Consider the following 17,631-nt stretch of genomic DNA (forward strand, 5'->3'; position numbering starts at 1 on the left):
CACATCAGTAGGAGCAGTATGCACAAAAGCCGCCGCATCAGAATGCCTGCCCGATACCGATATAGATCTCGACCCCGGAACTGTCGCCGGGCCCGGAGCCGGGCAGGGCGACATCAAAGCGGATGGGGCCGATGCCCGTGTCGTAGCGCACGCCAGCGCCAAAGCCTGTGTGCCACTCGCCGTCACCGTCAAAGAAGCTTTCGGCGCCAATATAGCCTGCATCGTAGAAACCCACGACCGAGAACCGGTCGCCTGTCTTGACCCGCATCTCGCCCGACAGCCCAAGGAAGGACCGGCCACCGATGGTCACGCCGGGGCTCAACTCGACGCCCAAGGATTGGTAATCCTGGCCGCGTACTGTGCCGCTACCACCCGAAAAGAACAGGAAGTCTGCAGGCGCTTCTTCGATCGATGGCCCGGCAACGGAGCCTACTAGCCCCCGCACGGCCAGCACCACGCGGTCCCCCAGCTTGCGGTAGGTGCGCAGGTCAAGCGATGTGACCACGCCGTCGCTGGTGCCGTCGATGTTGATGAAGGGACGCAGTGATGCCTCGGCGTAGTAGCCGGACGTCGCGTTCAGGGCGTTGTCGCGCCGGTCGAACTTGGCGTTGAACGGGAAGGTCAGGATCGTGTAGTCCCGCTCGCCCAGATCGTCGCGGGTGCGCGCCTTCTGGAGGCCGATACCGTAGCTGTATTCGCGATCTTCACTAGCGAAATAGACGGTGCTGAATTCGAGCCGCCCGGTCCGGGAAAACAGGTTCGGGTCATCTCGCTGTTCGATCTCGGCCAGCAGCACGGCCTCTAGGTCGGTGCGCCAGGTGGCGGGGCGGGACAGCTGCGCGCCCAGGCGAAAGTCGACACCGTCGGTATCGCCACCGACACCCGAGATTTCGCCATCAATCTGCAAACGCTCCGCACCGCCGAAGATGTTGCGATGCAGCCAGAGCGCGCTGACGCTGACGCCATCGGTGGTGCCGTATTCCGCGCCAAAGCGGTAGCGGCGGGGCAGTTGATCGGCAATTTGGGCGGTTACGTCGAGCGTGCCATCGGGATTGGGCGTTTCGGCTTCGGTCAGGCTGGCGCTGGCAAAGGTGCCGGTCCGTCGAAACCGCTGTTCGACCTGGTCCAGAGTGTCGGGGTCAAAGACCTCGCCGCTGGGCCAGCCCGCGATCTCGCGCAGGCGCTTTTCGCGCACGTTGCTTTCCCCTTCGATGTTCAGACGGCCGAGGCGCAGGCGCGGGCCCGGATCCAATCGAATGTCGGCGTTCAACTGGCCCGCCGGGTGGTTGGCGATGATCTGCTGTTCGGACACGGCGGCCTTGGCATGGCCCTGTTGTCGCCACCCTTCAATGCCCGCCTCCGTGGCGGTGCGCAGTGCGGAGACATTTGCAGTCTCTCCGGGTGCAACCTGGAAAACGCGTTCCGTGCCCTCTGCCGTGGGGCTGACGGTCACGGTGCCGAAGGTAAAGACCTTGCCCGGATCAACTGTCACCACGACGGAGTCGACGGCGGGCGGCGCCGAGACAGGCGACAGGCCAGCCGCTTCGCGACCATCCACGGTGATCGAAATGGTGGGGCCGAAATAACCTTTGTCATAGAGCAGCCCAATCAGACGGGCGTAGTCCGCCTGTGCGGCGCTGATGACGTCGATGGCGCGCGGTGCGGTTTCTTCGTCCGGCAGGCTGGCGGTCAGCGATGCTGCCCGCAATTCGTCAGCCAAGTCTCCGGGCGCGCGGACGTCCACTGTCAGGGCGATTGCAGCCCCCGCTGCGCCGAATGTGGCGCCAATCACTGCCACAACCTGGCAGACAGTCCGATACATCGCAGCACTCCACCGCGCGCAGCGCGCGGGCCTTCACTGTCATGTGAATGCCAAACTTGTGCGGAAGGTTCCAGCGCAGATGCTGTGGTGGGCGGGATCGTGATCAGGTTTTGACGTAGCCCGCCACCACTTGCAGCAATCGGAAGGCCGTTGCCGCGTCGTTCTCGACCACGGCCATGAACTCCTCTTCCCCGATGCGCAGACAGGTCAGATCGGATTTGGCGCGCATGTCGAGCGCGCGGGGCTCGCTGCGGATCAGGCCCAATTCCCCGACCAGTGCCCCGGCACCGACCGTGGCGATCAGGGTGTCTTCGGCACTGTCCTGCGGCAGCAGGAGATCCGCCTCGCCTTCGGTGATCATGTAAGCGCCGTCGGTCGGGTCGTCGTTCTTGTGAAAGACGTATTCGCCCGGTTGTGCATTGTACCACCGCGCGCCAAAGGCCAGCAGACGAAGCTGGCGGCGTTTGAGACCGGCAAACATCGGGGCCTGTCGCAGCGCCTCGACCTTGCGCGCCAGATCGGCGCTGGCGTCGCTGCCGATGTCGGCCCGCTCACCTCCGGCGCCCTGCAGACGTCCCTGCACCACCTCGACATGCGTGTCGAAGACCTGTTCGCCTTCAAAGGAAGTACCGAGGAAAACCAGCGTTGCGTCAGGCAGAAGCTCACGCAGCTTTTCGATCAGCGATCCGCGTATCTCGTCCCCGTAGCTGGCCATCGGTTCATCGAGGATCAGGATGTCGGGGCGCTTGATGCTGGCGCGGCTGATCGACAGGGGTTCTGCAAAAAGTGCGGGCAGGTTGGCACCACCCAGCGCGATCGGCACGTCAAAGACCAGTTCGAGGACAAGATGGCTCATGCCCGCTTCGGTCAGCACGTCCACGACGATGCCGCGCAGGTCATCCGCACGCGCGCCTGCGCTGTCGGCTACCTTGCCGAACAGGGCGTTTTCCAGAACGGACAGGCCATGCACGTGTTTGTCAGCCTCGATGGGGACAAAGATATCCTCCATCTGCTCCCGCAGTGTCGCCCCATGCGCAACCCGCATGTCCAGCACCCGCTCACGCACCTCGTCGGGGAAGGCGGCGGCCACCTGTTCGGCGGTGACGTTGGCGGGCACGCTCAAAAGCAACGCCAGTTCCTTGTCCGAGATGTCGGACCCTTGCGGCTTGCGCTCCACCACTTCCAGCGCCGCGTTGTAGACTTCGGCCTGCAATCCGATGCGCTGGAACAGCGGGTGATCGGTGCCGTTTGGACCAAAGGTCTGGCGCAGCATCTCAAGGATGTTGCGCGCGAGCATTTCGAGATTTGACGCAAGCGAAAGGTCGTGTAGCAGGCGGAGGAAATCCAGTTTGGCCTCGATGACCTCCGGCGTGATCTCGACCTTCGGCGTCGCATAGAGCAGGTTTTGCGCAATCGGCAGCGCCGGATTGTAGCTGTCGGGATGAAAGCTGTGTACATAGCGGTCAAGCCCGGCGTCGGCCACAGCGGCAGCGACCTTGGGGCGCAATGCGACAAGCGTTCGGGCCAGTTCGGCGTTTCGTTCCGCGTCAAAGGTCTGGTCCATCGTGCGCCGGGTCAGGGCGTCGGCGCTGCCACTGCCCGCGATCAGCGTGTACCACCAGGCCCGCAGCGCGTCCTTGTCGGGCACGCCTGCGATGCTGGGGTCAAGCCATTTGGCCTCCAGCATGTCGGCACTGTTGCCCGCGCGCAGGGCCTCCCGGCTGAAATCGCTTTCGGCAGCCGCTTCGGTCGGGGCAAGCCGCATCGGCATCATCACGTTCTGCCCGTAGCTGCCCTGAAACATGATGGGGCGCGAGGTGGCGTGACCGATGCGCTTGGCAATCGCGGTCTGGTGCAGGGTACGGATGTCGTGACCTGCAAGCGTGACGGTTCCGGTGGTTGGCAGCGTTTCGCGGGTGAGCACTTCTGCCAACGCGCGCCGGTCTTCATCATTGGGGGCGGTGATCCCGATGCTTGTCCCCGCGGGGACAGTCAGCGAAATGTCTTCCAGCACCGCGTTCCCGTCGCCGTCGCGCACCGTGACCTGATCCAAAACGATGTCCCCGGTCAATCGCGGGGCCTCAGGTGCAGGGCCATAGAACAGATCGTCGTCGATCATGCCGGCAGGCGCGAACCGTTCGGTGATCGTCTCCCACCGCAGGGACATGTCCGCGACCTGGTTGTAATAGGCCAGCAGCTCTTTCCACGGGCTCGACAGGTCCTTGTACGCCGCCAGGGCCGCCACGAGCGCGCCGATGGTGACGTCGCCTCGGATCACCAGGTAGCCGCCAACAGAGAAGAAAAAGAATGGCGTCAGCTGAGTGATGAAGTTGTTGAGGAACTTCATGAAGAATTTCTTCTGGTAGATCTCGAACCGGATGGCAAAGAGCGTACCGAGCCGGTTGCCGATCATCGCCATACGGTAGCGCCAACCACCATTGACGCGCAGGGTGCCCGCACCAGCAGCGCCTTCGCCGATCTCGGCAGCCAGCGCACGGACCTGGATCACCCGGCTTTTGTTCAGCAGGTTGATCTGGCGTTGAAGCTTGGGGATCAGCCAGGCTTGCAGCGGGATCAAGGCGATGGCGGCAAGACCAAACGCCACCGACTGGAAAAAGAGAAAGCCAAGGATCGTCAACATCTGCCCGGCTTGCAGGACCGGCTGGGCAATCGCATCGCCCATCAACCCGCCCATCGGCTCGCTCTCGGCGGTGACCATGCTGACCAACTCGCCCTGGCTCGTGCGCTCGAAATAGGGCTGCGGAAAGCGCAGGATGCGGGCAATCAGGGTGTAGCGGAAGCGGCGCAGCAGCCGCTCGGCGAGCACGCCCTTCATCGTATTGATCCGCATCTTGAGCAGGCCATGGCACAGCACCGCGAAAAGAAACCCGCCGCAAAGGATCATCAGATATGTGATCTGATCGAACTCGAACCCATAGGCCGACACGGTCGGCGAGCCGGAACCGATCGCATCGTTGATGATCCGCTTGGGCAGCTCGAGCGTCAGGTAGAGCAGCGGAAACAGCATCAGCGTCACCGCCAGCAGGATCAACTGATCGCGTTTCGAATAGATCCAGATAAATCGAAAGAGGGAGCGTTCTATGGTGCCGGTCCACGTACTGAAAAGGGCGGGCAGGACGCCCGACGGTAGCCTATCAACGGGCTGAACCTGAAATCAATGGTCCGTCAGGGCCCGTGACAGGACGATTGCGACGCAGCCCGGCCCGTCCTAGGGTGAGGGTGGAAGGTTCGCGAGAGGTACATTTTGACCGACCCAGTCACATTTGCCCTGGTCCTGCTGTTTTTGCTGCAGGTCAAGCATCTGTTCGCCGACTTCTATCTGCAGACACCTCGGATGCTCGCCAACCGCGGGGTCTACATGCATGTCGGGCGGCTCCAACACGCTGGCCTTCATGCGGTTGGATCGCTGGTCGCCATGGTTCTGGTGGGGGTGCCTGTCTGGCTCGCGCTGGTGGTGGCCGTGGTGGAATGGGTCGCGCATTTTCATATCGACTGGTGCAAGGGGTGGTGGTCCGAACACACCGGTCACGACCCCAGCCAGGGCGGGTTCTGGCGCGCATTCGGTCTGGATCAGGCGCTGCACCAATGGACCTATCTCGTGATGGCCTGGGTGGTCCTGCCGGGATGATGCTGCGGCCAACGTCTGCATGGCACGCCTGCGTTTCCCGATGGAGCATATCGTAAACAAGGCATCGCATTGCTCACGCTGGGTAGCGCCTCTGACCGCCTTGCATCGCATTCTCTGCATTGACAGACGGCCTATCCGCTGGCTCACATGACGAAAATATCACTTGGGAGGATACACCATGATGAAAACCCGCGCTGCCGTCGCCGTCGAAGCCGGCAAACCGCTTGAAATCATGGAGGTGAACCTCGAAGGCCCCCGCAAGGGTGAGGTGCTGGTCGAGATCAAGGCAACAGGCCTGTGCCACACGGATGAGTTCACCCGCTCCGGCGCGGACCCCGAAGGTATTTTCCCCGCTATCCTCGGTCACGAGGGCGCGGGCGTTGTCATCGAAGTGGGTGAGGGGGTCACGACGCTTGAAGTGGGCGATCATGTCATCCCGCTTTACACGCCTGAATGCCGCGAATGCGAATACTGCCTGAACCCCAAGACAAACCTGTGCCAGAAGGTGCGCGCCACGCAGGGGCAGGGGCTGTTGCCTGACGGCTCCACCCGCTTTTCAATGCTCGATGGCACGCCGATCCACCACTACATGGGCTGCTCGACCTTCGCCAACCACACCGTGGTGCCCGAGATCGCGCTGGCCAAGGTCCGCAAGGACGCCCCCTTTGACAAAATCTGCTACATCGGTTGCGGCGTCACGACTGGTATCGGTGCGGTGATCAACACAGCCAAGGTCGAGATTGGCAGCCGCTGTATCGTCTTCGGCTTGGGCGGCATCGGTTTGAACGTGATCCAAGGCCTGAAGATGGCGGGTGCGGATCAGATCGTGGGTGTCGACCTCAATGACGACAAGGTTGAGATGGGCAAACACTTCGGCATGACCGACTTTGTGAACCCCTCCAAGGTCGATGGCGACATGGTTGCTCACCTGGTCGAGCTGACCAAGGGCGGTGCAGACTACACATTCGACGCGACCGGCAACGTGGATGTCATGCGCACGGCGCTGGAAGCGGCTCACAAAGGCTGGGGTGAAAGCATCATCATCGGTGTGGCCCCGGCGGGCGCCGAAATCTCGACCCGTCCGTTCCAACTGGTCACCGGCCGCGTCTGGCGTGGCACGGCCTTTGGCGGGGCCAAGGGGCGCACTGACGTGCCGAAGATCGTGGACTGGTACATGGACGGCAAGATCGAGATCGATCCGATGATCACGCACAAGCTGTCTTTGGACGAGATCAACCATGGCTTTGATCTGATGCATGAGGGCAAATCGATCCGGGCTGTGGTCGAGTTCTAGCTAGGATGCCGCGCCACACGTTCGGGGCGCGATACTTCAGTTTGAATATCCACGGCATGGTGGCTGCGCTTTGCAGCCACCATGCGCTTTTTTGGTTGGAACACTAAGTATTTACGGGTGCGCTTGAGGACATTTTCTCGGGTCATGCCCGGCTGAATATGAAGCGCGATGTGGCAACGCACTTGCCCTTGATGTCGACATGTTCAGAAAAGTACGCGTTGCAATAAGCTGTCTTTTAGCAAGTGACGTCGCGATCTGTGACCGCGTTGGCGCGATCTGCAGGTTTCCCAACCGCCTCGTGTTGCCTAGCTTTATGGTCAAACGGGGATAGTTCAGGAGCGCGCGATGAAACTCACGGTGAACGGTACAGAACACGAGGTGGATGTCGAAGATGACATGCCGCTTCTGTGGGTGCTGCGGGATGAACTGAACATCAAGGGCGTCAAATATGGCTGCGGTGTCGCGCAATGTGGCGCCTGCACAGTGCATATCGACGGCGAAGCTGTGCGGTCGTGCCAAACCGCTGCGGCAGATGTCTGGGGTGAGGTCACGACGATCGAGGGGCTGGGCACACCGGACGCGCTGCACGCGGTGCAAGCGGCATGGGTCGAACACCAGGTCGCGCAATGCGGCTATTGCCAGTCCGGTCAGATGATGCAGGCCGCCGCCCTGCTGGCCACGAACCCGGCGCCGACGGATGCAGATATCGACGATGCGATGAACGGTAACCTGTGCCGCTGCGGCACCTATCCCCGCATCCGCGCCGCGGTCAAAACCGCCGCCACCAAGTTGCAGGAGGTGTGAGGATGAGCCGCATCGGAAAAATCGCCCGCCGTACCTTCCTCGTCGGCTCTGCCGCTGTCGTGGGTGGCGTCGCCTTTGGCTACTACGCCTACAAGCGCCCCGTCTCGAACCCGCTGCTCGCCGATCTGGGCGAGGGCGAGGCAGCCCTGACGCCCTACGTGAAGATCGACAGCACCGGCATCACCCTGATCACCCCGCGCGCCGACAGCGGGCAGGGGGCCTATCATGTGCAGGCCGCGCTGATTGCCGAGGAACTGGATGTCGAGCTGGATCAGGTGCGTGTCGATCCCGGCATGCCCGATCCCGCCTACTACAACACCGCACTGAGTGCGGAGGCTGCGCCGTTCCGGTCGACAGATGATGGCCTCGTCGCCGATACGACACGCGGGATCATGGATGCCATGATGAAGTTCATGGGCCTTCAGATCACTGGCGGCTCCACCACGGTCCCCGACAGCTTCGAAAAGCTGCGCCTCGCAGGTGCCGTCGCGCGCGAGACACTCAAGGCCGCCGCCGCACAGGAGACCGGCGCAAACATCGCCGATCTGAAAACCGAGAAAGGCACCGTGATCCTGCCCGGCGGCGGTACGCTCGCCTATACCGAGCTTGCGGCCACGGCGGCGACGCTCGACCCGGTCAATGATGTGACCCTGCGCGATCCGTCCACCTGGCGTCTTGTCGGGAAAGAGATGGAGCGGATCGACATCCTCGCCAAATCCACCGGCACGCAGCGCTACGGTATCGACTTCGAGGTCGAGGGCATGGTCCACGCCTCCGTCCGCACCAGCCCGCGTCGCGGCGCGATGAACGGCTTTGACGCTACAACGGCTCGCGACATGCGTGGGGTGATCGACGTGGTCGAACTGTCCGACGGGGTCGCGGTTGTTGCTGACAACACATGGCGCGCCATGCAAGCCGTCAATGCCATCGACATCGACTGGGCTCCGGCCCTCTACCCACCAGAGCAGGCGGACCATTGGCAAGCGCTCTCCGACAGCTTCAACGCCGACCAGCAGGACAGCCGTGTCCGCGATGATGGCGACGTGGACGCAGCACTCGACGGCGCCGAAGTGATCGAGGCCGAATACCGTGCCCCATACCTCGCCCACGCCCCGCTGGAACCGATTTCGGCGGTCGTGCAGGTGACGGATGACCGCGCCGATGTCTGGACCGGCACCCAGATCCCGCGCTTCGTACAAAGCAATGTCGCCAAGCTGACGGGGCTCGATACCGATCAGGTCTTTGTCCACGTGCTGGTGATGGGCGGCAGCTTCGGCCACCGGCTCGAAGACCGTGTCGTGCGCGAGGCCACCCAGATCGCGATGCAGATCAAAGGAACGCCGGTCAAACTGACCTACAGCCGGGAAGAGGACACGCTGCAGAACGACACCCGCCAGATCGCCATGGCGCGCGGACGCGGGGCGGTGAAGGATGGCAAGGTCGAGGCCTATGACCTCGGCATCGCCATGCCGTCAGTCGTGGCGAGCCAGATGGGACGGCAAGGGTTGCCCACACCAGGGCCCGACTTGCAGATCGTCGCAGGCGCATGGGAACAGCCCATGCAAATCCCGAACTACCGCGTCACCGGCTACCGCGCGCCTGGGCTTGCGCCGGTCTCGAGTTGGCGGTCGGTGGGTGCGTCGACCAACGGTTTCTTCCACGACGTCTTTCTGGATGAGCTGATCCACACTGCGGGCGCCGATCCCATGGAAGAACGCCTGCGCCTTTGTTGGCACGATCCATCCCGCAAGACACTGGAGGCGGTGGCCGAGATGTCGGGCTGGGGCAGCGACCTTGGACCAAACAAAGGGCGTGGCGTCGCCTTCTGCCTGTCTTTTGGTGTGCCAACCGCTGAGGTCGTCGAGGTCAGCAACATCGACGGCGCCATCAAGATCGACAAGGTCTGGGTCGCCGCCGAAGTGGGCCGGGTCATCGACCCGATCAACTTCGAAAACATCGTGCAGGGCGGGATCAACTGGGCGCTCGGCCACGCCATGAACTCGGAAATCACCTACTCCGACGGGATGGCGGAACAGCGCAATTACTACGATTTTGAAGGGATGCGGATGGCACAATCGCCCGAGATCTTCGTCCGCGGTCTGGAAAACGGCGACACCGTGCGCGGCATGGGCGAGCCGATGGTCCCGCCCGCCGCAGCCGCGCTGTCAAACGCGATCTTCGCCGCGACCGGCCAGCGGATCCGCGAAATGCCGATGGCTAAGCATATCGATTTCGTCTGAAGGTACGACCGTAAGGCGGAGGTGTCCTCCGCCTTCACGCGATCAAGCAGGCGTCAGGCCCAGACCTGATAGCGCTCGAATGTGTCGGATGATCTCTTCCACGCCCTTGCCGTGGCGCAATGCGGCAAAGACAAAAGGCCGCGCGCCACGCATCCGTTTCGCATCCCGCTCCATCACCTCCAGCGACGCGCCCACATGCGGGGCGAGGTCGGTCTTGTTGATGATCAGCAGGTCTGACTTGGTGATCGCCGGGCCGCCCTTGCGTGGGATTTCCTCGCCCGCCGCCGTGTCGATGACATAGAGCGTGATGTCGGCCAGTTCGGGCGAGAAGGTGGCCGACAGGTTGTCGCCACCGCTCTCGATCAGGATGGCTTCCACATTCGGGTGCCGCTCCCGCATCTCTGCCACCGCAGCCAGGTTGATCGACGCATCCTCGCGGATGGCGGTGTGCGGACAGCCCCCGGTCTCGACCCCGATGATCCGGTCCTGCGGCAGGATCTGACGGCGCATCAGCTCCTCCGCGTCTTCCTGCGTGTAGATGTCGTTGGTGATCACCCCGATGGAATGCTGGTCCTTCAGGGCAGCGGCCAGAGCGGCGGTGAGTGTCGTCTTGCCCGCGCCCACAGGGCCACCGATGCCGATGCGAAGCGGGCCGTTGAGCTGTGTCATGTGCGAAAGATCCTCGGTTGCAGGGTTTCGTGGCGCATGGCTGCAATATCGGCAGCGAAGCTGGTGGATGAAAGGGCCGCGAGTGGAGTTTTCTCGGCCTCCTTCGCCGTTTTTGCGATGACGGAGGACAAGGTTGCCAGAACGGTCTGCCCATCCGTCTGCCCAAGGGGCAGGGCGCGCTGCGCCACGGACACCAGGTTCGATGCAAAGGCGTGCAGATAGAGCGGGAGCGTCTCGGCCAGCGGAATGCCCACCGCCCGCGCCGCGGCACCCACGGCCACGGGATAGGTCAGACCGGCAATCTCGATCCCCCACACAGCACGGGCGGTGTCGCAAAAAGCCGCGCCTTGCAGGTCGGTCTCCTTCAATCGCTCGGCCCCCGCGGCAAAGGCACGCGCCGTGGCGTCCACATCCGAAGGATCATCGGCGCGATAGGCAGCGGCAAGCAGAATGGCGTCTGCACGCCCAGACCCATGCCCAAGCAGATCACGCAACCACTCCCGCAGCGTCTTCGCATCCGCAACCACTCCATCCGCTATGGCCTGCTCCAACCCGTGCGAATAGGCGAACGCCCCGATGGGAAAGGCCGGGGACAGCCATTGCATCAGGGTCAGTGCGTGGCTCATGAGTGACTGTGCGAGTGATCGTGGCCGTGGGTGCGCCCGTGACCATAGGCGCCGCCCTCGGGGGTGAAGGGCTCGACCACCTCGCGTGTGGTAGCCCCGATTTTCGCCAGCATGTCGGCCATCACGTGATCGCGCTGGATCAGCAGGCGCGTGTCTTCGATCTGGCAGGGCGTGTGGCGGTTGCCGATATGCCAGGCGATGCGGTGCAGCTTGTCGCCGGTCACTTCCAACAGCGGCTCGGGCGCGGCTTCGATCCGGATCTCGGCCTTGTCGGTGGTGATCAGCGCCCCGCCATGGTCCAGTGACGTGGTCTGCGGCAGGTCAACCAGCAATTGCGCGCCAGAGGCGAGCGTCAGCACCTTGCGGCGCAGAAAACGGTCCTCATAGGTCAGCGACACGTAATCGCTGACGTCTCCGTGCGTGTGTTCGCGGTAGTGCTGGGCGGTCAGCATGGGATGGCCCCCGTGCTTACGACCAGTCCCCGTTGATCATGATCTGCCGTGCGGCCTCGCGCCGTTTCAATCCGCGCGCCTTCAACTCGGCATCTGTCAGAGCGTAAACTGCCTGCGTTTGCACCAGTGCGCCGTGCGGCAGGCTTATGCGGGACAGAAAAGCGGCGATCCGCTGGAAGAGGGTCATGGGACACCTGTTTTGTTTCTCCCTTGGTGATTTAAGCTTTGCCGTTGCTTTGGTCAGACGTGTAGGCGCATAGCAGGGTTTCTGCACACGCATACCCAAATGCCTTGATGCAGGTATGCCAGTCCGCGTCTTGCATCACCTGATGTGAGGGCTGGATGTTGACCAAAAGGTAAGCAATCATGGCTTCAACGCCTTGATCGAAACATAGTCATAGCGGTCGTCGTAGTCGTTGCCGCGAGACGCAGCCAGATAGCTGATGCCCAATTCTGGAAGGTAATGCAGTTCATCCGTCCCGGTCTCTTCCTCACCCTCAAGGCGGTAGCGATAGGTGATCGGGATCATCTCGTAAAAGCACGCGCCATAGCCCTGTCTGCGTGATGTGCCGAACGTGTAGCTCTGGACTTCCCGGTCGAGCCCACCCGACGATAGGAGGGTAGCCTCTACGTTCCAACCACCTCCACCGGCAGGATCGGGCATCTCGCCGGGGCGTAAAGGATAGGTGAAGGTTTCGCGCGTGCTGGGGACGAGCGCGTTACTCTCAACTTCGATTATGCTGAGAATATAGATCCCCTGGCTCAGCGAAACTTGCGTCGCCTCTCCAGGCTCATAGTAGAACGTCGCCTCGATGACTGCGTCAGAGATGCGGCGGAACGTCTCCCACTCGCCACTGGCGAGTTCGAACCGGACACCAGTATCCAGATCAGCCGAAGTGGGGCAGGCCATCGCTGTCCCCGGCAGCGCAAGCAAGCATGCGATGTGAGCGATCCGAGACATGACAATCCTTAAAACAGAAAATACCGCTGCGCCATCGGCAGCACTTCAGCAGGCTGGCAGGTCAGCAACTCCCCATCCGCTCGCACCTCGTAGGTCTCGGGATGCACTTCAACCTCCGGCGTCGCGTCGTTCAGCTTCAGGTCCTTCTTCCCGATGTTCCGCGTGTTCTGCACAGCCACCGTGTCCTTCGCCAGCCCAAGCGCTGTGCCAACCCCTTCGGCCTGTGCCGCGGCGGATACAAAGGTCACGGCAGAGCGTTCGACCGACCGGCCATAGGCTCCGAACATGGGCCGGGTATAGACCGGCTGCGGCGTCGGAATGGACGCATTCGGATCACCCATCTGCGCGCAGGCGATGGTTCCGCCCAGCAGCACCATCTCAGGCTTAACCCCGAAAAACGCCGTGTTCCAAAGGCAAAGGTCGGCCCGCTTGCCCACTTCGATGGACCCGATCTCGTGGCTGATCCCATGCGCAATCGCCGGGTTGATCGTGTACTTCGCGATGTATCGGCGCACGCGGGCATTGTCGTTGTCGCCGGTTTCCTCCGGCAGCGAACCGCGCTGCTTCTTCATCTTGTCCGCCGTCTGCCACGTCCGGATGATCACCTCACCCACACGGCCCATGGCCTGGCTGTCCGACGCGATGATCGAAAACGCGCCCATGTCGTGCAGGATGTCCTCGGCCGCGATGGTCTCGCGCCGGATGCGGCTTTCGGCAAAGGCCACGTCTTCCGGGATCGACTTGTCGAGGTGGTGACAGACCATGAGCATATCGAGATGCTCTTCCAGCGTGTTCACGGTGAAAGGCCGCGTTGGGTTGGTGGAGGAGGGCAGCACATGCTCCTCCCCGCAAATCTTGATGATATCCGGCGCGTGCCCGCCGCCTGCGCCCTCGGTGTGGAAGGCGTGGATGGTGCGGCCCTTCATGGCCGCCACCGTGTTCTCGACAAACCCACTTTCATTCAGCGTATCGGTGTGGATCATCACCTGCACGTCCATGTCGTCGGCTACGGACAAACAGCAGTCGATGGCACCGGGGGTCGTTCCCCAATCCTCGTGCAACTTCATGGCGCAAGCGCCCGCCTTCACCTGCTCTTCCAAGGCGGCAGGCAAGGACGCATTGCCCTTGCCCGCAAAGGCCAGGTTCATCGGAAAGGCATCGGCGGCCTGTAACATCCGCCCGATGTGCCAAGGCCCCGGCGTCACGGTCGTGGCCAATGTTCCATGCGCAGGCCCCGTGCCGCCGCCGAGCATGGTGGTCAGGCCCGAATGCAACGCATCCTCGATCTGCTGCGGGCAGATGAAGTGGATGTGGCTGTCAAAGCCTCCAGCGGTCAGGATCTTGCCCTCGCCCGCGATGGCCTCGGTGCCCGGCCCGATGACGATGTTCACGCCGTGTTGTGTGTCCGGGTTGCCCGCCTTGCCGATGGCGGCGATGCGCCCGTCCTTCAGGCCAACATCTGCCTTGTAAATGCCCGTCCAGTCCACGATCAGCGCGTTGGTGATCACGGTGTCGACCGCGCCATCCGCCCGCGTGACCTGGGACTGCCCCATCCCGTCGCGAATGACCTTGCCGCCGCCGAACTTGACCTCTTCACCATAGAGCATGGCGTTGTCGCCACTGCCGCCCGTGGCCGCTTGGCCTGCCGCTTCGGCGGTCAGGTCACGCTCAACCTCGATGATCAGATCGGTATCGGCCAACCGCACCTTGTCGCCCACAGTGGGGCCAAACATGGCGGCATAGTCGCGACGGGAAATGGATGTTGGCATGATCTACCTTTTGACTTTGAACGCGCGCTTGCCCAAGCGGCGGGCGTTTGAGCGCGTTTTCACGCGCAAGGGACGCAGGCCTGCCGCCAGCACGGCGGAGGGACCGCCCAGACCAAGGCTTGCGCGCCACATGGCCCACTGTGCCTCGGTCATCGCCGACAGTTTCTCATCAAGCATGCGTTTGTTTTCCGAACGGGTGACGGGCCACAGCCCGGCCATACCCAGAATACGCATCGTCATCACCGCCTGCGTTTCCAGCGCAAGATAGGTCAGACTGTAGGCGTTGGTGACCATGGCAGTTGCCGCATTTGAGCCAGCGGATGGCCAGTGGTGTGACGTGTAAGCGTATCGCATCATTCGGGCTCCTTTGCCTGGGGGGTCCGGTGGAACCGGATCAAGTCAGAAACGCCTCATCGACCGGCACCTGCATCGCAGTCACCAGTCCATTTGTCTGCATCGCCATACCGATGACACTCATCAACTCACCATGCTGCGCCAGGGTCATCCCCTTGGCATTGGCCGCGGCGGTGTGGGAGTGGATGCAGTATTCACATCCGTTCGCGACGGACACCGCGATATACAGCATCTCCTTCACCAACGGATCGAGCTCTCCCGGCCCCATCACCTCCTTCAACCGCCCCCAGGTCGCGGCCAGCAAAGCGGGGTCATTCGCCAAGGCCCGCCAGAAGTTGTTCACGTACTCCGTGCCACGCACCGCACGAATATCGTCAAAGACGGCCAGCACCTCGGCGTTGGCCTCCGCGTCAGATATGAGCGGCAGCGTCGCCATCAGACCATCGCAAAGATGCGGGCCGGGCCACCGGTGCCGCCGCGATGCGTGGGTGCGCCCACAACAAGCGTCGCACCAGCTGCGGGCACCTGATCCAGACCGGCGAGATTTTCGATGCCGTAACGGTTCGTGGGCAGCCAGGCATAGTGGGTGTCAAAGGTCTCGGACGGTCCATGATCCAGCGACAGCGTATCGACAGCCATCGCAACGGCGCTGGTCTGTTCCAGCAGCATTTGCGCGGCTTCGACGTGGAAACCGGGGAAGTGCATCTTCTCGTCCGCTCCAACATTGCGATAACCATCGCCGCCGGTCTTGCCCGCCCAACCTGAATGCATGGCAATGCAAGCACCCTCCGGGATGTCGCCATGATCGGCGATCCACGCCTTCAGGTCATCCGGCGTCACTTGCGCATCCGCATCGCCCGCCGCCCGTTCGGCAATGTCGATCACGCAGAGCGGGACGACCAGGCTGCTGACCGGAATCTCCTCAACCGACATCCCGTCGGCAGAGAAGTGCAAGGGCGCGTCGATATGCGTGCCCGTGTGCTCGTTGACGGACAGCTCGAACAGGTTGAACCCGTGTTCGGCAAAGTTGAAGGGCTGCTCGGTCGTGATACCAGGCGCTCCGAAATAGGTGGGGAAATCGCCGTCATAGACATGGGTCATGTCCACAACTCCGTCATGCCCCGCCGCCATGGCCGCAGGCGCCGTCGCCATCCCGACCGTCGCCGCCGCACCGACAGCGGCACTGGCCTTGAACAGGTCGCGTCGCGACAGCATCCGGTCCTTGACCGCGTTCATCACACATACATCACACATGGGTCTCTCCTCCGTTTGGAATTGCCCTGCTCAAAGGTTGCCCATCACCTGCTGATTGAAACCATACACCTTTCGCGCCCCACCGATGGGGATCAATTGCACGTCACGCGCCTGGCCCGGTTCAAATCGCACAGCCGTCCCTGCGGCAATGTCCAGGCGCATCCCACGCGCCGCGTCTCGGTCGAACTCCAGCGCCGCATTCGCCTCGCCAAAGTGATAGTGACTGCCCACCTGCACAGGCCGGTCGCCGGTATTGGCGACGTGCAGGGTGATCGCCTGCGCGTTTGTGTTCAGCTCTATGTTGCCCTCTGCGGGGATGATTTCGCCAGGGATCATTTGCGCCGCCACATGATCACCGCCGCGACGGCGATCAGCGCCAGGCCCATGGCAACGATCCATGGTTCTGAACCGTGCGGATGCGCGTGGGCACCCGGATGGGCCAAGGCCGGGGTGGCCATGGCCAGCAGCGGGGCGAGAGCGAAACGCGATGTTTTCATGGGGGCTTTCTCCTTGGGTTGGCCGCGGCTCAGCGGATTGGGTTGTGCACGGTCACCAGCTTGGTGCCGTCGGGAAAGGTTGCTTCGACCTGCACGTCGTGGATCATCTCGGGCACGCCCTCCATGCACTGGTCGCGGGTGATGACCTGCGCGCCCGCCTCCATCATGTCTGCGACGGAACGACCATCCCGCGCGCCCTCGACCACGGCGTCGGTGATCAGCGCGATGGCCTCGGGGTGGTTCAGCTTGACGCCACGCGCGAGCCGCTTGCGCGCCACCTCGGCGGCCATGGCGACCAGCAGCTTGTCCTTTTCGCGGGGGGTGAGTTGCATGGGCTAAAGTCTCCAGCAGATAGGCAGATGACCACCGGTCAGGTGATCCAGAATGGGCAAAAGCGTCTTGCGCAAGTGATAGCCGGACGGGGCGAGGGTGCGCACAACAAGCGTGTCATCGGTCAGCAGGCTGGCGCCACCTGTCTCGGGCAAAAGGGCGCGGACGGGATCAAGCTGCGCTTCCGCATCCGGTGATACATAGGTCAGGCTGACCATGGCGGTGGCACCGCCACCGATGGCAGTACGTGCCATCTGCTCCGTCATATCACCGGACAAGGACCACGCATCCAGCACCAGCGGCGCACCCTCGCGCCTGATCTCGATCCGGTCCGAAAACTGGCCCTGCACCGCATCCTCGCCCATGGCAATTCGGCCCAGGCACATCGGCTCAACAATCAACGCGCTGGCAGTGGCTGCCAGATCGCAAGATAAGCGTCGTGTCATGGCGCAGCCGTCGAAGATCAGCGTTTCCTGTGGCAGCCACCACAGGGTCGCATCGTCTGCGACGGTAAGGCGGGTCTCGACCCGCCCGACCTCACCCGGCTGTGCGCGATAGGCGCGCTCGCAGGCTTGCGTGGTCATCGTCAGATGCGTGCCGGGACCGGCAGTGGCAGCGTAGTCAAACCGGTCACCGCCCGTTACGCCGCCCGATGTGTTCAGCAACACGGCCGTCATGCCGCGCGCAGCACGCGGAAACACCGCCTTGGCCGCGCCCTGCTGATGCAGCCCGTCAATGACCGTTGCGCCGCCGACCGGCTTGGTCGAAAGCCGCACAGCTCCGATGGCGCGCGGTTGCGCAGCGATGGCAGTTGCAAGTGGCAGATGGGCAGTCATTCAATTTCGCGGCAGCTCAAGTGGTCCGATATGACCACTCTTCGGCGCATTCGGCTAGTCCCACGGCCAAATGC

At 62.8% G+C, this 17,631-nt stretch carries 19 protein-coding genes; 4 read left to right on the plus strand and 15 right to left on the minus strand.

Features of this window, described 5'->3' with window-relative positions; genetic code table 11:
• Positions 1-37: 37 nt before the first annotated feature.
• Both KUV51_RS02005 and KUV51_RS02010 read right to left on the minus strand, forming a co-directional pair.
• The gene (locus KUV51_RS02005; RefSeq protein WP_222519946.1) at positions 38-1,822 is read right to left on the minus strand and encodes an autotransporter assembly complex protein TamA; all 1,785 of its coding nucleotides are present in this window, start codon (positions 1,820-1,822) and stop codon (positions 38-40) included.
• Between the two features lie 103 nt (positions 1,823-1,925).
• Complete coding sequence (locus KUV51_RS02010; RefSeq protein WP_222521206.1) at positions 1,926-4,850, minus strand: ABC transporter transmembrane domain-containing protein; 2,925 nt, start codon at positions 4,848-4,850, stop codon at positions 1,926-1,928.
• A 237-nt stretch (positions 4,851-5,087) separates the two neighbouring features.
• On the opposite strand from KUV51_RS02010, the gene KUV51_RS02015 reads away from it, so the two are divergent.
• The 4 genes from KUV51_RS02015 to KUV51_RS02030 all read left to right on the plus strand — a co-directional run bounded on the left by KUV51_RS02015 (position 5,088) and on the right by KUV51_RS02030 (position 9,809).
• Positions 5,088-5,471 (plus strand): DUF3307 domain-containing protein, encoded by a 384-nt coding sequence (locus KUV51_RS02015; RefSeq protein WP_222519947.1) that lies wholly within the window; start codon positions 5,088-5,090, stop codon positions 5,469-5,471.
• A 181-nt stretch (positions 5,472-5,652) separates the two neighbouring features.
• Complete coding sequence (locus KUV51_RS02020; protein WP_222521207.1) at positions 5,653-6,765, plus strand: S-(hydroxymethyl)glutathione dehydrogenase/class III alcohol dehydrogenase; 1,113 nt, start codon at positions 5,653-5,655, stop codon at positions 6,763-6,765.
• Between the two features lie 345 nt (positions 6,766-7,110).
• Positions 7,111-7,569 carry a (2Fe-2S)-binding protein gene (locus KUV51_RS02025; protein WP_222519948.1) on the plus strand — a complete coding sequence of 153 codons (459 nt, stop codon included), beginning with the start codon at positions 7,111-7,113 and terminating at the stop codon, positions 7,567-7,569.
• A gap of 2 nt (positions 7,570-7,571) precedes the next feature.
• Positions 7,572-9,809 carry a xanthine dehydrogenase family protein molybdopterin-binding subunit gene (locus tag KUV51_RS02030; protein WP_222519949.1) on the plus strand — a complete coding sequence of 746 codons (2,238 nt, stop codon included), beginning with the start codon at positions 7,572-7,574 and terminating at the stop codon, positions 9,807-9,809.
• A gap of 42 nt (positions 9,810-9,851) precedes the next feature.
• Here the strand turns inward: KUV51_RS02030 and ureG are convergent, their stop codons facing one another.
• The 13 genes from ureG to KUV51_RS02095 form a co-directional block, all read right to left on the minus strand.
• Entirely contained in the window at positions 9,852-10,478 is a 627-nt protein-coding gene (gene ureG / locus KUV51_RS02035; RefSeq protein ID WP_222519950.1) for an urease accessory protein UreG, read from the minus strand.
• The gene (locus KUV51_RS02040; RefSeq protein WP_222519951.1) at positions 10,475-11,104 is read right to left on the minus strand and encodes an urease accessory protein UreF; all 630 of its coding nucleotides are present in this window, start codon (positions 11,102-11,104) and stop codon (positions 10,475-10,477) included. The genes ureG and KUV51_RS02040 overlap by 4 nt, the downstream gene beginning before the upstream one ends.
• Positions 11,101-11,556: an urease accessory protein UreE gene (locus KUV51_RS02045; protein WP_222519952.1), complete on the minus strand. Its 456-nt coding sequence runs from the start codon at positions 11,554-11,556 to the stop codon at positions 11,101-11,103. The genes KUV51_RS02040 and KUV51_RS02045 overlap by 4 nt, the downstream gene beginning before the upstream one ends.
• Before the next feature lie 16 nt (positions 11,557-11,572).
• Positions 11,573-11,743, minus strand: a complete 171-nt coding sequence (locus KUV51_RS02050; RefSeq protein WP_222519953.1) for a hypothetical protein — start codon at positions 11,741-11,743, stop codon at positions 11,573-11,575.
• 177 nt (positions 11,744-11,920) lie between these two features.
• Positions 11,921-12,517 carry a hypothetical protein gene (locus tag KUV51_RS02055; protein WP_222519954.1) on the minus strand — a complete coding sequence of 199 codons (597 nt, stop codon included), beginning with the start codon at positions 12,515-12,517 and terminating at the stop codon, positions 11,921-11,923.
• 8 nt (positions 12,518-12,525) lie between these two features.
• Positions 12,526-14,286: an urease subunit alpha gene (ureC, locus tag KUV51_RS02060; RefSeq protein ID WP_222519955.1), complete on the minus strand. Its 1,761-nt coding sequence runs from the start codon at positions 14,284-14,286 to the stop codon at positions 12,526-12,528.
• Between the two features lie 3 nt (positions 14,287-14,289).
• Positions 14,290-14,643: an antifreeze protein gene (locus KUV51_RS02065; protein ID WP_222519956.1), complete on the minus strand. Its 354-nt coding sequence runs from the start codon at positions 14,641-14,643 to the stop codon at positions 14,290-14,292.
• A gap of 37 nt (positions 14,644-14,680) precedes the next feature.
• On the minus strand, positions 14,681-15,076 hold the full coding sequence (locus KUV51_RS02070) for a carboxymuconolactone decarboxylase family protein (RefSeq protein ID WP_222519957.1): 396 nt from the start codon (positions 15,074-15,076) through the stop codon (positions 14,681-14,683).
• Positions 15,076-15,894, minus strand: a complete 819-nt coding sequence (locus KUV51_RS02075) for a cyclase family protein (RefSeq protein WP_222519958.1) — start codon at positions 15,892-15,894, stop codon at positions 15,076-15,078. Before KUV51_RS02075 ends, KUV51_RS02070 begins: the two co-directional genes overlap by 1 nt.
• Positions 15,895-15,924: 30 nt before the next feature.
• On the minus strand, positions 15,925-16,230 hold the full coding sequence (locus tag KUV51_RS02080) for an urease subunit beta (RefSeq protein ID WP_222519959.1): 306 nt from the start codon (positions 16,228-16,230) through the stop codon (positions 15,925-15,927).
• Positions 16,227-16,391 carry an LPXTG cell wall anchor domain-containing protein gene (locus KUV51_RS02085; RefSeq protein WP_222519960.1) on the minus strand — a complete coding sequence of 55 codons (165 nt, stop codon included), beginning with the start codon at positions 16,389-16,391 and terminating at the stop codon, positions 16,227-16,229. Before KUV51_RS02085 ends, KUV51_RS02080 begins: the two co-directional genes overlap by 4 nt.
• A gap of 29 nt (positions 16,392-16,420) precedes the next feature.
• Entirely contained in the window at positions 16,421-16,723 is a 303-nt protein-coding gene (locus tag KUV51_RS02090) for an urease subunit gamma (RefSeq protein ID WP_076628231.1), read from the minus strand.
• 3 nt (positions 16,724-16,726) lie between these two features.
• On the minus strand, positions 16,727-17,557 hold the full coding sequence (locus tag KUV51_RS02095; protein WP_222519961.1) for an urease accessory protein UreD: 831 nt from the start codon (positions 17,555-17,557) through the stop codon (positions 16,727-16,729).
• Between the last annotated feature and the right edge of the window lie 74 nt (positions 17,558-17,631).

It is taken from the genome of Tateyamaria omphalii, assembly GCF_019802125.1.
GTDB classification, from domain to species: Bacteria; Pseudomonadota; Alphaproteobacteria; order Rhodobacterales; family Rhodobacteraceae; genus Tateyamaria; species Tateyamaria omphalii_B.